General features: G+C 68.5%; 16 protein-coding genes and 1 pseudogene. 7 read left to right on the top strand and 10 right to left on the bottom strand.

The window, feature by feature from the left end; all coding sequences use genetic code 11:
• Positions 1-3 precede the first annotated feature (3 nt).
• Complete coding sequence (locus ACJ8AT_RS34265) at positions 4-822, bottom strand: HAD-IIB family hydrolase (protein WP_407742164.1); 819 nt, start codon at positions 820-822, stop codon at positions 4-6.
• A gap of 35 nt (positions 823-857) precedes the next feature.
• Positions 858-2,015, bottom strand: coding sequence for a hypothetical protein (locus ACJ8AT_RS34260; RefSeq protein ID WP_407742163.1), 1,158 nt, complete (start codon positions 2,013-2,015; stop codon positions 858-860).
• Between the two features lie 107 nt (positions 2,016-2,122).
• On the opposite strand from ACJ8AT_RS34260, the gene corA reads away from it, so the two are divergent.
• Together corA and ACJ8AT_RS34250 are read left to right on the top strand one after the other, a co-directional pair.
• Entirely contained in the window at positions 2,123-3,067 is a 945-nt protein-coding gene (corA, locus tag ACJ8AT_RS34255; protein ID WP_407742162.1) for a magnesium/cobalt transporter CorA, read from the top strand.
• 16 nt (positions 3,068-3,083) lie between these two features.
• Positions 3,084-3,872, top strand: coding sequence for an alpha/beta fold hydrolase (locus ACJ8AT_RS34250; RefSeq protein ID WP_407742161.1), 789 nt, complete (start codon positions 3,084-3,086; stop codon positions 3,870-3,872).
• A gap of 3 nt (positions 3,873-3,875) precedes the next feature.
• Here the strand turns inward: ACJ8AT_RS34250 and ACJ8AT_RS34245 are convergent, their stop codons facing one another.
• The 8 genes from ACJ8AT_RS34245 to ACJ8AT_RS34210 all read right to left on the bottom strand — a co-directional run bounded on the left by ACJ8AT_RS34245 (position 3,876) and on the right by ACJ8AT_RS34210 (position 9,761).
• On the bottom strand, positions 3,876-4,439 hold the full coding sequence (locus ACJ8AT_RS34245) for a N,N-dimethylformamidase beta subunit family domain-containing protein (protein WP_407742184.1): 564 nt from the start codon (positions 4,437-4,439) through the stop codon (positions 3,876-3,878).
• A 107-nt stretch (positions 4,440-4,546) separates the two neighbouring features.
• Complete coding sequence (locus ACJ8AT_RS34240; protein WP_407742160.1) at positions 4,547-4,924, bottom strand: hypothetical protein; 378 nt, start codon at positions 4,922-4,924, stop codon at positions 4,547-4,549.
• Between the two features lie 35 nt (positions 4,925-4,959).
• Positions 4,960-5,964: a dipeptidase gene (locus ACJ8AT_RS34235; protein ID WP_407742159.1), complete on the bottom strand. Its 1,005-nt coding sequence runs from the start codon at positions 5,962-5,964 to the stop codon at positions 4,960-4,962.
• A gap of 123 nt (positions 5,965-6,087) precedes the next feature.
• Positions 6,088-7,215 carry a serine/threonine-protein kinase gene (locus ACJ8AT_RS34230; protein ID WP_407742158.1) on the bottom strand — a complete coding sequence of 376 codons (1,128 nt, stop codon included), beginning with the start codon at positions 7,213-7,215 and terminating at the stop codon, positions 6,088-6,090.
• Between the two features lie 293 nt (positions 7,216-7,508).
• Positions 7,509-8,048 (bottom strand): hypothetical protein, encoded by a 540-nt coding sequence (locus tag ACJ8AT_RS34225; protein WP_407742157.1) that lies wholly within the window; start codon positions 8,046-8,048, stop codon positions 7,509-7,511.
• 179 nt (positions 8,049-8,227) lie between these two features.
• On the bottom strand, positions 8,228-8,779 hold the full coding sequence (locus tag ACJ8AT_RS34220) for a hypothetical protein (RefSeq protein ID WP_407742156.1): 552 nt from the start codon (positions 8,777-8,779) through the stop codon (positions 8,228-8,230).
• A 22-nt stretch (positions 8,780-8,801) separates the two neighbouring features.
• Complete coding sequence (locus ACJ8AT_RS34215; protein WP_407742155.1) at positions 8,802-9,323, bottom strand: hypothetical protein; 522 nt, start codon at positions 9,321-9,323, stop codon at positions 8,802-8,804.
• A gap of 9 nt (positions 9,324-9,332) precedes the next feature.
• Positions 9,333-9,761, bottom strand: coding sequence for a hypothetical protein (locus ACJ8AT_RS34210; RefSeq protein WP_407742154.1), 429 nt, complete (start codon positions 9,759-9,761; stop codon positions 9,333-9,335).
• Positions 9,762-9,868: 107 nt separating this feature from the next.
• Between ACJ8AT_RS34210 and thiS the strand changes: the two genes are divergently transcribed.
• The 5 genes and pseudogenes from thiS to ACJ8AT_RS34185 form a co-directional block, all read left to right on the top strand.
• Complete coding sequence (gene thiS, locus ACJ8AT_RS34205) at positions 9,869-10,072, top strand: sulfur carrier protein ThiS (protein WP_407742153.1); 204 nt, start codon at positions 9,869-9,871, stop codon at positions 10,070-10,072.
• A gap of 9 nt (positions 10,073-10,081) precedes the next feature.
• Complete coding sequence (locus ACJ8AT_RS34200; RefSeq protein WP_407742152.1) at positions 10,082-10,864, top strand: thiazole synthase; 783 nt, start codon at positions 10,082-10,084, stop codon at positions 10,862-10,864.
• Entirely contained in the window at positions 10,864-11,469 is a 606-nt protein-coding gene (locus tag ACJ8AT_RS34195; RefSeq protein WP_407742151.1) for a thiamine phosphate synthase, read from the top strand. Before ACJ8AT_RS34200 ends, ACJ8AT_RS34195 begins: the two co-directional genes overlap by 1 nt.
• Positions 11,470-11,495: 26 nt before the next feature.
• Complete coding sequence (locus ACJ8AT_RS34190) at positions 11,496-12,536, top strand: hypothetical protein (protein WP_407742150.1); 1,041 nt, start codon at positions 11,496-11,498, stop codon at positions 12,534-12,536.
• A gap of 25 nt (positions 12,537-12,561) precedes the next feature.
• Positions 12,562-13,055 (top strand): annotated as a pseudogene (locus ACJ8AT_RS34185) (hypothetical protein); the annotation flags it as partial.

Genomic DNA, 13,055 nt, shown 5'->3' with positions numbered 1-13,055 from the left:
GAGTCACTCCTGAAGAGCCGAGCGGCGGCCTCGCTGGGCGAGGATGGAGCGGGCCAGTTCCTCGAAGCCCCGCCCCTCGGCGGCACGGGTGATGAAGGCCGGCGGCGAGTCGATGCGGTCCAGCACGCCACGCACGTTGGCCACCCCCACACTGAGGGCAAATGCCTGGAACATCGGAGCGTCGTTGAAAGAATCCCCGGCGTAGACGGAGCGGCCCTCCTCGGGCGCCAGCTTCTCGCCCCACGCCACCCGGGCGAAGCGCCGCGCCATGGACAGCTTGTCGAACCGGCCGATCCAGCAGTTCACGTGCACCGAGGAGCGCACCGCCGTCACCCCCCGAGCGCGCAGCAGGGACTCGATCTGGCCCGCCGCCGCGTCCCCCAGCCGGGCCTCTTCGTTGTAGTCGACGGCCAGATCCACCTCGGTGTACGCGCTGTCCAGGGACAGCCGGGCCCCGGGCACCTTCTTCAGCACCCGGAGCACCTCCGAGCGCAGGCGCTTGCGGTTGGCCTCTCGCTCACCTGGCGCCTCCGCGTATACCTTGCGCAGAGCGCCGTGGGCGCCTCGGAGGAAGAAGAGCCCGCCGTTCTCCACGATGACGCCATCCACCGGGAGTGTGCGCGCCCAGGCCTCGCCCCACCCCGCCGGGCGGCCACTGACGAGCACCACCTTCAGCCCCGCTCCGGACAGGCTCTCGAGCGCACGGATCGTCTGGCTGCGCAGCTTGTGGCTCGTGGTGAGCGTGCCATCCACGTCGGTGAAGACGCTCTCCACCTGGGACAGGTCCGCCTCCCGGAGGGGCCGGGGGCCGGGGGCTCGCATGCTCTCTGTGGCTGACCTGGGAGAAGGAGACAGCCTCACGTCACACCCAGGTTCGCCAGCAGGCCCTGGAGGTTCTCCAGCGTGGCGCGAAGCTCCGGGCCGGTGAGGCTGGCCAGCGGCGCCTTGCGCGCCTTGCGCAGGAAGGCATCCATGTTCGCCTCGCGGCCATAGAGGGACTGGCCAATGGCGGCCGCCTCGGCCAACAGGCGCGCGGCGTTGGCGGGATCCGAGTCCACCAGCCCCATGGCCCGCTCCAGGCGCACGCCGCAGGCGGCCCACACCTCGCGATCGTTGATGATCAGCACCTGCCGCTGGTTCACCGCGGACAACGAGCGCACCAGGCCATCCAGCGCCTCCATCACCGCGAGCAGCTCGTCCTTGGGCGGGTTGGGCGCGGAGGCCAGCGGCCCCACCTTGCCGCGAAGCTCGATGATGTGCCGCTTGTCCTGCGCGCGCAGGCCCCGGTAGGCGGCCGTCCGGCCAAAGGCGTCCAGCTCGTTCTGGAGCTGCTGGGCGTTCGTCTGGAGATCCCCGGGCCCAGCGTCGCGCACCTTCGCCAGGCGCGCGGAGAGGATGCGCCCCAGATCGGCCACGATGGCCCGCACCGTCATCGAGGCCTTCACCTCCACCTCGTAGCCCGGCACCACTTCCTTCCGAGCCACGTCCGCGAAGGCGCTGATGGACGCGTAGACGAGGTTGCTGACCTGCTCGCGGAAGGTGGACCGGAAGCGCTGGATCTCCGCCAGCAGCGTCCACCGATCAGACACCACCGAGGGGTTGCGCATGGCCTCGCCCAGCTGGGTGATCTGCTGGGCCATCTGGATCATCGCCTCGTGCAGCGAGGCCGCCGCCTCCCTGGCCCGCCCCTCGGGCGTCGCACGTGCCGCCGCGTCCGCGCTGGCTCCCGGTGGCTGCGCCGGGAACTCCTGGCGGATGACGTTGAGCAGCGCGTTGACGTCCATCACCGTGTCGCGGATGACGGGCGCCATCTCCTCCCACAGGGACAGATCCGCGCCGGATTCGGTGGAGTCGGTCTCGTACTTCACCAAGTCCATGTCGCTGAGCCGCGCGATGGCCTGCGAGGCGGCGGCGTACACCTTCCTCAGGCGGCCGGCGAACGAGGGATCCGGGAGCGCCTGGAGGATCTGCTCGAGCCTGGGGGACAGGAGGGCTGGAGTTGTTTCTGCGGACACGAGGCGCACTCTAGAACGATCTGGCGCCGCTGGGTCCTCGACTTCTCACCCGGTTCCTTCTACCAAGCATGAGCGCGTCGCGATCCCAACGTTGGGAGTACCGCACCATGAAGATACAGGTCTGTCTCCTGGAGGATGGCCGTACCCTCGTCGGCGGCGAAGAGCTGCTCGACAAGCCCGGCCCCAAGTGGATCGACGTGCTCGCTCCGAACGAGGAGGGGATGAACCGGCTCGGCGAGCGCTACTCGCTGCACCGGCTGGCCATCGAGGACTCCCTCCACCTGGATCAGCGCCCCAAGATGGAGGAGTACCCCGGGCACCAGTTCATCGTCCTCCAGGGCTTTACCGCCGGGCAGGACATTTGCGATCTGGCCCTACAAGAGCATCACTTCTTTCTCGGGTCCGACTGGCTGATCAGCGTCCACGAGCTCCCCTTCGACGCGCACGATGAGGTGCGCCACCGCCTGGAGGCCGATCCCGCGGGGATGCTCGGGCGAGGGGCGGACTTCATCCTCTACCTGCTGGCGGACGTGCTGATCGACCGGCAGTTTCCGATTCTGGACACCTTCAGCGACGAGCTGGACGAGCTGGAGGCGGCCATCTTCGAGCAGGCGGAGAAGCGCCACCTGCAGCGCATCTTCGAGCTGAAGCGCATGCTGATGAAGTTCCGGCGCGTGCTCTCGCCCCAGCGGGATGTAGTGGGGCAGCTGGCCCGGCGCGGCATCCCCAACGTCCAGGACAAGAACACCCTGTACTTCCGAGACGTGTACGATCACCTCGTCCGGCTGTACGAGCAGATCGACGCTGGCCGGGACATCCTGGGCAACGTGATGGACGGCTACCTGTCCATGGTGGCCAACAAGACGAACGACATCACCAAGCAGCTCACCATCTTCGCGACGATCTTCCTGCCCCTGTCCTTCATCGTGGGGTTCTTCGGACAAAACTTCCCCCAGGTCCAGGGCCCGGTCGGCTACTACACCATGTGGGTGACGATCGCGTTGATCCCCATCGCGCTCATCTTCTGGTTCAGGCACAAGCGGTGGATCTGAGCTTCCCGGAGGCGCCGTGCTGACCGTGACTGTCGATGGCATCCCCCTGCACTACCGAGACGTGGGCCAGGGGCTGCCCGTGCTGTTGCTCCATGCGTTCCCGCTCAATGGCTCGGCGTTCGATGCGCAGGTGAAGGCGCTCTCGGGCCGCTACCGCTTCATCCTCCCGGACCACCGCGGCTTCGGGCAGAGCGCGCTGGGCCAGGGGCCCACGGAGATGGACCGCATCGCCCGGGATGCCCTTGCGCTGCTGGATGCGCTGAAGATCGGCTCGGCGGTGGTGGGAGGCGTGTCCATGGGAGGCTATGCATCCATGGCACTGCTGCGCGAGGACGCGGGGCGCGTGCGCGGGCTGGTGCTGGTGGACACCCAGGCCACGCCGGACGACGAGGCGGGCCGGGCGCGGCGCGAGGCCTCGGCGAAGGAGGTGCTGGAGAAGGGCGTGGAGCCATTCGTGCAGCAGCTGCTGCCCAAGCTGGTGGCCACGAGCCCGGACTCGCCGGTGGGCCGTGAGGTCGCGGCGATGATGCGCTCCACCACGCCCCAGGCCATGGCGGCGGCCCAGCGAGGCATGGCCCTGCGGCCGGACAGCAAGGACATCCTCGCGCGCTACGCGGGCCCGGCGCTGATCGTCGTGGGCGAGCGCGATGTCATCACCCCGCCCGAGAAGGCCCGGCAGATGGCGGACCTCATCTCGGGGGCCCGGCTGGAGATCATCCCTGACGCCGGGCACCTGTCGAACCAGGAGCAGCCCGAGCGCTTCAACGAGGTGCTCGACCGCTTCCTGGCGTCCGTGGCGGGCTGATGCTCAGGAGCGAGGCTGCTCGGCCTGAGGATCCTTCACCACCAGCGAGGTGAAGCTCCGGAGCCCGTCCGCTCGCGTCACCTTCACCAGATAGAGCCCGGGGGCCCAGTCCTGGGAGATCTCGAAGGAGAAGCTCTGCCGGGCGGGACACGACGCCTGCGAGCACCGAGGCAGCGTGGACACCGTGAAAGGTTCACTGCTCCACACCTTGGCGGCACCCGTGCCTCCGTAAACTCCCAGACGGAAGACCTCGGCATGGACCACCGAGGCCTCGCGGGCGGAGACCTCCACGGAAATGCGTTCCCCGGCCCGAGCCGACTGGGTGGAAGAAATTACATTCAGTTCGCTGGGGCTGGCGGGCCGCCCCTTGCGCCACGAAGGGTCGCCCTGAAGGCTGGCCTCATGCGCGCGAGCCCCAGGCTTGGGCGCGCTCGCGAACCTGACGACTTGCTCCGCCGAAGGCCCCGTGACGCGTGCAGTCGCCTCTCGTACCCGCAGCCTCGCGGCGCTCGGGGCCTGTTCGTGCCCGCCTGCCCATAGCCACGCCACGGCCCCCAACCCCCACATCCCCCACCCGACCATGCCCACCCCCACACCCCGGGACACGGTGGGAACAAGCAAGACGCCTGCCAAACGGCGGGGCTCCCTCGAGCGCGCGGACCGCCGGCGCGAAGTTAATGCTGGCAGACAATCTGCGAGCCGGACTGGGAGCAGGAGGCGCACGACTGCGTCTCCACCAGCACGCCCATCCGGCACTCCAGCACGGCCAGTCCATCCGCGCGGCAGAGGCCCCGGCCCTCGGCGCTGAGCGCGCAGTTGTCCCCGGCGACGTTGGCGGAGGTGTCACAGCGGATGGTGCCCTTGGACTCCGTGCACCCCAGCCCCCCCCTGCAAGGAAGGGCGCGCCACTGACTCTGGCGGCACTCCAGCGCCTCCGTGTCGGACTGACAGACGTAACCACTGCTCTGGCACGAGTCCCCCACGGACGGGCCACCACACCCGGAGAGGAAGAGGACGCCAGCGAGAGGAAGGAGCGCAAGGAGACGGTTCATGCAAGCGCCGACTATCCCGGGCCTCATGGAGCCGGTCAACCGCCGAGCGTCTCCCGGAAGAAGCGCCGGAAGTTTCCCCCGAGGATCCGCTCCACGAGCGGCTCCGGGAACCTGCGCAGCAGCACCTCGGTGAGGCGAGGCAGGTCCGTCACGTCGCGGAAGCCCTGGGGCAGCGCCACCATCCCATCATAGTCCGAGCCAATCCCCACCCCCTCCTCGCCCATGATCTTCAAGGCGTGCTCGATGTGCCGGGCCACATCCTCCAGCGTGTCTCCGCCCAGGTAGATGGGGGCCAGGATGATGCCCACCACGCCTCCCCGGTCAGCGATGCGGCGCAGCGACTCATCCGAGAGGTTGCGCCACCCTCCCCCGGCACTCCGCACGCCCGTATGCGAGCAGAAGAAGCGAACCGAGGGAGCGGCGAAGAGCTCCTCCAGCGTGCGATCAGAGGCATGCGCCACATCCACGCTCAGGCCCACACGAGCCATCTCCGCCACCACCTCATGCCCCAGGGGCGTGAGGCCGCGGTTGCCCATCATCGGAAAGGAAGAGCCCCCCAGCTCATTGTTGGAGAGGTGGGTCAGGCCCATGAAGCGCACCCCGAGCCGGTGCAGCTTCGCGAGCCGCTCCACCCGGCCTTCGATGGCATGTCCCCCCTCCACGCCGAGCACGGCGGACAGCCGCCCCTGGGCCAGGTTCTCCTCCAGCATGGAGCCGGTGGTGGTGATGCGAACCTGGCCCTCGGAGCGGCCGCAGAACTCCGAGAGCCGTTCAATCTGCCAGAGCGCCCGGCGCCACTCGCTCGAGCGAGCCTCTCGAGGCCAGCCCTTCCAGGCCGCGAACACCGGGAAGCCGCCAATGAAGGGAAACCCACGAGTGACGAGGGTGAAGCACTGCAGCTTCACCCCCGCCTCACGCAACCGGGGGAAGTCCACATGTCCTTGGCTGGAGCGAACACAGAGATCGCGGTTCCACATGAGCGAGTCGGCATGGCCGTCCGCGATGCACCAGCGCCGGTGAAGTTCGTTCACATCGCTCATGCCTGGCAGTCTCGGGTCTCGTGCGGCAGAGGACAAGCCGGCTTCGCCAGCCATGCCCACGGCCAACGCCCAGAGACACGGCAGGGCGCGCCCACCCGGGAGAGCGCCCCACCCATGAGGGCCTCAGGGCCGAGGCTTGCGCGGGCTCATCCCAGGAGGCGAGCTGGGAGGATCCTCTTCTGGAATCTCGGCACCACTGTTAAGCCGGGCGGCCTCGCCGCGAATCACGGAGGCCTCTTTCTCCGCCTCCCGAGCGCCGTAGCAGCGCCCGGTGCCGCCGAGGAGCGCCCAGAGGTCATCCCTCAGCTCCAAGCCGGACTGGTAGCGGTCCGCCGGCTCGCGCTGGAGCGCGCGTGTCACGATGGCCCGCATGGGAACAGAGAGCCCCTGCGTGGCCCGCTCCACGTGCTCAATCCGGAAGCGCTCCATGCGCATGGCCATCTCCGGGGCGGTGACCCAGCTCTGCTCCTCGCTGTCCAGCGAGGCCTGGACGGTGCTGGGAGGCCCTGCCAGCCTCATGGCCTCTTCCACCTCCGGCAGATCCAGCAGATGCCTGCCCGTCAGCAGCTCCAGGAGGACCACCCCCAGGGAGAAGAGATCGGACCGGGCATCCAGCGGCTGGAGCAGGAGGTACTCAGGGGAGGAGTAGGCGATATCCCCTTTGAGCAGGGGCCCCACCGTCGCCAGCCGGCCCTCCATCTTCGAGTAGGCGACAGCGAAGTCGGTGAGCTTGACGCGCCCACGCGAGCCCAGGTGGATGTTCCTCGGGCTGACGTCCCGGTGGATGATGCCCAGCGGCCGTCCCTCGACGTCGCTGAGCGTATGCGCATGGAAGAGCGCGTCCGCCACCTCACCGACGACGAAGGCCGCGAACTCCTCGGACAGGGGCACGCCCCGCATGGCCGAGAAGTTCAACAGGGCCTCCAGGGAGAGGCCATCCACATGCTCCATGACGACATGGGGTGAGCCCTCGTGCATGCGCACCAGGAACACCTGGGCGATGCACGGGTGGTTGAGCTGGATGATGAGCTTGAACTCCTCCAGGAGCCGGGCGCGTGCGATGGCGTTGGCAGGCTCTTGCAGGCGTTTGATGATCACCGAGCCACCCACGACATCCGTGTACCGGCGGCGCGCGAGCAGCACCTCTCCATTGCTGCTGGAGCCGAGATACCGGACGAGTTCGTAAGAGGTGGCACCGGAAGAGAAGAGGATGACGGGTTTGGACGTAGGACGCTCATGGGGTGAAGACATCTCGTGCACTCCTTGGGGTGGGCACGCGAATGGCCGCGCGTGTAACGGCGGGGAGAGCAATCCAACCTTATAGGTTGGTCGTCCGGCATCCTACCAGAAAGAGCAGGTTCCGGTGCATCAACCATGCTCGCAGGTAGGAATGACGGGAAGAACCTCATGGGTCGCCACCCTACCAAGGGGGGCAGACATTCCCTTCCCTACCCACCCCGTCGGGAGCCGAACTGCGCGCCGTATAAAGAGAAAACGGCCCCCGCCGGAGCGGGAGCCGTCCCCGAGTCCCCAACCCCTGGGTCCTACTTCGTCACGGGGGTGACGATGACAACGTCCCGGGCGAGCAGGTCATCTCCATCCGTCACGTAGGAGGCACGCACCTCGGTGCCCTCCTTGAAGTCGTCCAGGTCCACATCGCGGCTGTTCTCGGTCACGCGGGTCTTGTCATCCGTCTTGAGCTTCAGCTCGGCGTTGTTCCGGCCAGGGACCACCAGCACGAGCGAATGGCCGGTGGTGGACCGCACGCGGCCCTGGACGGTCTCGTTCACGGCCGAGGTGGCCATGTCGTCGTGGCGCAGATCCTGGGCGTGATCCCGGTCCGCCTCGGCCACGTCCCGCTGCTTGTCCGCCACATCCTTCTGGGCGTCCGCGACTTGCTGCTGCTCGTCGTGCTGGATGTCAGCCCGGTCCTCGTTGGCATCCTTCTGGGCGTTGGCGATCTTCTTCTGGGCGTCCTTCTGAGTCTCAGCCAGCTCGTGCCGCTCCTCCTGGGGATTGCGCTTGCAACCCGCCGTGAGAGCCACCCCCGCCACTGCCGCCACTGCCACCATGAGCTTGCGCATACACCTCTCCTTTCGTTGCCCTACCCGGGAGCCAGGCTCCCAGGCGATTGGGCGGAAAGTGGGTGCTTGCCCTGGACCTGACTAGCGCTTGTCAGAGGCGCTGCCCGCCTTAGGGGCGCCAGTCAAGCGGCCGGGCACTCCCAAGGCTGCTCGCGCAAAATTTCATGGGCGCGGAGCCTTCAGCCCCCTCCGTCCATCCCGCCATCGGTGGGGCCCCCATCCGGGGTGCCGCCATCCAGGTCGCAGAAGGGAGCCCCCCCCTCCGCCCACTGGCCGATGATCGCGCGCTCGTCGGCGGTGGGAGCGGGGTTACCCACGGGGGGCATGTCCTTGAACTTCGCGGCGCGCACGTCGATGCGGGGGGCCATCTCCATGGCGCCCTTGATGCCTGCATCGGACTCGTACATGTCCAGCCGGAACTCGTTATGGCCGCTGCCGGTGTGCACGGCGCCGTGGCAGCTCTGGAGGCAGTACTGGGCGAGCAGGGGCTGCACGTCCGCGCACCAGGTGGGCACGGGCCCCGGCGCCGGTCCTCCCGCATCCGCCACATCCGGCAGCGCCAGCACCTCACAGGTCCGCCCCGCTCCAGCGCGCGCCGCCACGCACACGTACGGGTCCGGGCAGTCGGCCACGCTCTCACAGCTCTTCCCGGCGAAGTCGCTCACCGAGACGACGCAGCCCACGACAGTCACCACCGCCGCGATCCCTACACTGATGACAGCTCTTTTCATGGCTGGCTCGGTTGCCCCCTGTTCAAGGAGTGCCCCCATCATCACAGAACGGGGCCCCACCCGCCGCCCACCGCCCCAGCACCGCACGCTCGGCATCGGTGGGCGCCGGATTGCCGATGGGCGGCATGGTCCTCTGATCGAAGGCGCGAACCTTGATGCGCGGGGCCATGTCCTTGGCGCCCATAGGCCCCCCTCCGTCCGGCGACTCGTAGTAGTCCAGCCGGAACTCGGGGTGGCCACTGACCGTACTCACCGCCCCGTGGCAATTGGAGGTGCAGTTGGCGGCGAGGATGGGCTGCACATCCCGGCAGTACGTGGGCACCACGCCCCCATCCGTGCCTCCATCCGGCGACGAGACCGGAGGCGGGGGATAGATGACCTCACAGAAGCGCTGGCCCTCCGGCCCACCGCACACATAGTCCTCGGGACAGTCCGCGTCGGCCGAGCATGCACGCCCCGCCACCTGGTCCTGGGAAATGATGCAACCCGCGGCCGTCAGCACGGCCGCGAGCGCGAGGAAACCACCTGTCAGCCTTGCGTCCACGCGCCCTCTTCAGAAGTGGTAGGTGAGGCTCGCCGCGTTAGCAGCTGGCTCCGGAAGGAACTCCATCAACAGGCCGTAGGCGATCGTCAACCCCGCCAGCCCATACATCATGTTCGAAGTCGCGGCAGCCGTGTGCGCCCGGTCCAGCGCGATGCGGGACTCGCGGGCCGTCTCCAGGCTCTCCGCCCGCTTCGACTCTCCCCGCGCGAAGAAGCCGAACCCCACTCCTCCGAGCAGCAGGACGCCGCCCGCGACGTAGGCGTAGCGATGACCGTGGATGAAGGGCTCGGGCTCGCGCGTGGGCGCATCCAGCGCCGCAGCTGGAGCGGCCTTCGGCTCCTGAGCGGGCGCGGACTCCTTGGGTTCAGCCGCCGCCGCGGGCAGGGCAATCGTCAACGCCAGAACGGAAGCAGCAAGCTGCCGGGTCGCAGTGTGCATAGCAACCAGTATAGCGGCCCCTTCCCGGGCCGCAGCAGGTCTCTGCGCGTTGACAGCCGGGGGGAGCACTTGTACTGCGTCGGCGTCCAGGCAAGGAGCGGCCACCGGTGGAGGTATGGGTCAACGGAGAAGCGCGTGAGGTGCCCGAGGGAACCACCCTCGCGGCCCTGCTCGAGCTGCTGCGCATCGGCGGAGGCCCGGGCGTGGCGGTCGAGGTGAACGCGGAGGTGGTCCGCCGCGCCCACCACCCCGAGCACCGCCTCCAGCCGCACGATCGCGTGGAGATCGTCACCTTCGTCGGTGGCGGGTAGGAGAACACAATGAGCGTCCAAGACATCCCTTTCACCATCGCGGGGGTCACCTTCCAGTCGCGGCTCATCGTCGGCACGGGCAAGTACCTCAGCCACGAGGTGATGAAGCGCTGCCATGAGGCCTCCGGCGCCGAGATGGTCACCGTGGCCGTCCGCCGCCTGGACCTCACGGCCCGCGGTGAGGCGTCGCTGATGAGCTGGATCGACACCTCTCGCATGCGCCTGCTGCCCAACACCGCCCTCTGCTACACCGCCGAGGACGCCGTGCGCACCTGCCGCCTGGCCGAGGAGCTGGGTATGAGCAAGTGGGTGAAGCTCGAGGTGCTCGGGGATGAGAAGACCCTCTACCCGGACGTCGAGGAGACGCTGAAGGCCGCGCGCATCCTCGTGAAGGAGGGTTTCACCGTCCTGCCCTACACCACCGATGACCCCATCACCGCGCGCAAGCTGGAGGATCTGGGCTGCGCCGCCGTGATGCCGCTGGCGGCGCCTATCGGCTCGGGGCTCGGCATCCGCAATCCCCACAACATCCGCCTCATCCGCGAGATCGTGAAGGTCCCGGTCATCGTCGACGCGGGAGTGGGCACGGCCTCGGATGCGGCCATCGCCATGGAGCTCGGCGTGGACGGCGTGCTGATGAACACCGCCATCGCTGGCGCCAAGGATCCGGTTCGCATGGCCGTCGCCATGCGCAAGGCTGTTGAAGCCGGACGCGATGCCTTCCTCGCGGGCCGCATCCCTCGCAAGGCGTACGCCACCGCCTCCAGTCCTCTTCAAGGGCTCGTCGAGTAGTGCCCGCCGCCCCTCGGCTGATCGTCATCACCGACTGGCGGCTTCCTCGGGCCCGGCTGCTCTCGGCCCTGGAGCGCGCGCTGGAGGCAGGACCTGAGGTCGCGGTCCAACACCGCCACCCCGAGGCCTCCGCGCGCACCTTCCTGGAAGAAGCGCGGTGGCTCGCGGAGCTGTGCCACGCCCGAGGCAACCCGCTCTTTGTCAACGGCCGGCTGGAGGTAGCGCTCCTGGTCGGCGCGCACCTGCACCTCCCCGCCCAGGGCCTCACCGTCGAAGACGTCCGCCCTCACCTGCCCGCCGGGCGGCAGATCAGCGTCGCGGTCCATGACGAGGAAGAGGCTCGGCTCGCCCGGGGCGCCGACCTGGCGCTGGTCAGCCCCGTGTACGCGCCAGGCTCGAAGCCGGGAGACACCCGTCCCCCTTTGGGCCCCTCAGGCTTCCAGGCGTTGGCGGCGGTCCTGAGCTGCCCGGCCCTGGCGCTGGGAGGCCTCTCCCCCGAGAGAGCCGCTCTCCTGCCGGGCGCATATGGCTTCGCGGTCATCTCCGCCGTCCTGGAAGCCGACGCTCCCGCCGCCGTAGCCCGCGCCCTGCTGCGTTCGCCCTGAGGGAGTCGCGGTATGCTGCTCTGCCTGTGAGCCCTCCCTCCGGTATCAAGGATCTGCGTCCGCTCGCCCTGGGCGAGCTCATCGACCGCTCCGCCATCTTCTGGCGGACCCACCTCAAGCCGCTCTTCGTCCTCTGTCTCGGCTTCGAGCTGGTCAACTACATCTTCACCAAGGGCATCACCCTCACCCTCGAGCGCACCAACCTCTTCATGCAGGGCAACAAGGTGGTCGAGGAACGCATGAAGGACGATCCCACCAGCGTCTTCAGGGACCTGGGCACGATGATGCTGGCCGCCTCCGCCCTCTGGGTCGTGCTCATCTGGAGCTACTGGCTCGCCACCCTCGTCATGACCCGGTACGTGGTACCTCTCCAGCTTGGCGAGGCGGCTCGGCCGACGGATGGACTGCGCCGAGGCTTGCAGCGCCTGGGCTCCTTCACGGGCGCCTACCTCCTGACCCTGCTCTGGGGCCTCGGCATCGGCCTGCTACTGATGCTCCCAGGGGTCATCCTGTTCGTGCTGGGCTCGGTCCTGGGAAAAAGTGGCTCCAGCTCCGGCGCCGCGCTCGCGGGCATCCTCATCCTCGTGGGTGGAGGGCTCTTGATCATCCTGGGCATGATCGCCGCGTTCCTCTGGTACTTCCTGCGCTTTTCCCTCCTCGCGCCGGTGTTCGCGATGGAGGATCTGTCCGCCCTGGCCGCTTTCCGGCGCTCGGGCGCGCTCATCGCCGGCCGCGTGGCTCCGGGCTTCACGGGCCGCGTGAAGGTCCGGGCGATGATCCTCTTCACCGCCGTGTCCGGCATCCTGATCGCCGTCACCCTCCTCTTCAGCCTCCCTTCCTGGATCGTCCGGGGCGCCTACGGCCATCTGACCAATCCCTCCGCCGCCGCGGCCCACCCGATTCCGCAGGCCCTGCTCGTCCCCGTGGAGCTGTTCCAGGTGCTGGGGCAGTCCATCTTCACGCCCCTGGCCCTGGTCTTCTCCGCCATGTTCTACCTGGACATGCGGATGCGCCGGGAAGGGCTGGATCTCGAACGCCGCCTCGACACCCTCCGCCCCACTGCCTGATGGGATTTGCTCTCATGGGTGCCACGTGCTGACCCTCGTCCTCCCCCTGCTCCTCGCCTCGGTGCCGTGCGCGGACCTGGAGGCGAATGTCCGGCTCATCGAGGAGACCGCGCACAGCCGTCCCAGCGAGCTGGCCGTCATCATCGAAGGCATCGAGTCGCGCTCCGGGGGGCTCCCCCTGCGCCCCGCTGGAGAGGTTCCCGCCGAGCAGCTCGCCCGCGACGTGGTGACCCGGCTGCGTGCGGCTTGTGAGCTCCAGGAAGCCGCGGCGCGCCCTCCGGCGTCCGCCCCCACGAGCGCTCCCGACCGGCTCCGAGCCATCCTCGATCGGCCTGAGTTCTCCCAGGCTCGCAAGCGCAACACGGATCTGCTCCAGCGGCTGCTTCGACAGATCGACGCCTGGCTCAGCGGCTTCTTCCAGTCCCGAGGCGCCCAGAGCTTCGCCGTCGTCACTCGAGCCGTGATGCTGGGGCTGGCCTTGGCCGTGGGGCTCTGGGGACTCTTGTGGTTCCGGCGGTG

It is taken from the genome of Hyalangium sp., assembly GCF_045802625.1.
Lineage (GTDB): Bacteria > Myxococcota > Myxococcia > Myxococcales > Myxococcaceae > Hyalangium.
Note: the sequence above shows the minus strand (reverse complement) of the source record. Positions and strands in the feature narration are given on the sequence as shown.

Excerpts from the sequence above, each read along its gene's own strand:
- ACJ8AT_RS34265 (WP_407742164.1), bottom strand. The coding sequence starts at position 822 with ATGCGAGCCCCCGGCCCCCGGCCCCTCCGGGAGGCGGACCTGTCCCAG.
- corA (WP_407742162.1), top strand. The coding sequence starts at position 2,123 with ATGAAGATACAGGTCTGTCTCCTGGAGGATGGCCGTACCCTCGTCGGC.
- ACJ8AT_RS34245 (WP_407742184.1), bottom strand. The coding sequence starts at position 4,439 with ATGTGGGGGTTGGGGGCCGTGGCGTGGCTATGGGCAGGCGGGCACGAA.
- ACJ8AT_RS34240 (WP_407742160.1), bottom strand. The coding sequence starts at position 4,924 with ATGAACCGTCTCCTTGCGCTCCTTCCTCTCGCTGGCGTCCTCTTCCTC.
- ACJ8AT_RS34235 (WP_407742159.1), bottom strand. The coding sequence starts at position 5,964 with ATGAGCGATGTGAACGAACTTCACCGGCGCTGGTGCATCGCGGACGGC.
- ACJ8AT_RS34230 (WP_407742158.1), bottom strand. The coding sequence starts at position 7,215 with ATGTCTTCACCCCATGAGCGTCCTACGTCCAAACCCGTCATCCTCTTC.
- ACJ8AT_RS34225 (WP_407742157.1), bottom strand. The coding sequence starts at position 8,048 with ATGCGCAAGCTCATGGTGGCAGTGGCGGCAGTGGCGGGGGTGGCTCTC.
- ACJ8AT_RS34220 (WP_407742156.1), bottom strand. The coding sequence starts at position 8,779 with ATGAAAAGAGCTGTCATCAGTGTAGGGATCGCGGCGGTGGTGACTGTC.
- ACJ8AT_RS34210 (WP_407742154.1), bottom strand. The coding sequence starts at position 9,761 with ATGCACACTGCGACCCGGCAGCTTGCTGCTTCCGTTCTGGCGTTGACG.
- ACJ8AT_RS34200 (WP_407742152.1), top strand. The coding sequence starts at position 10,082 with ATGAGCGTCCAAGACATCCCTTTCACCATCGCGGGGGTCACCTTCCAG.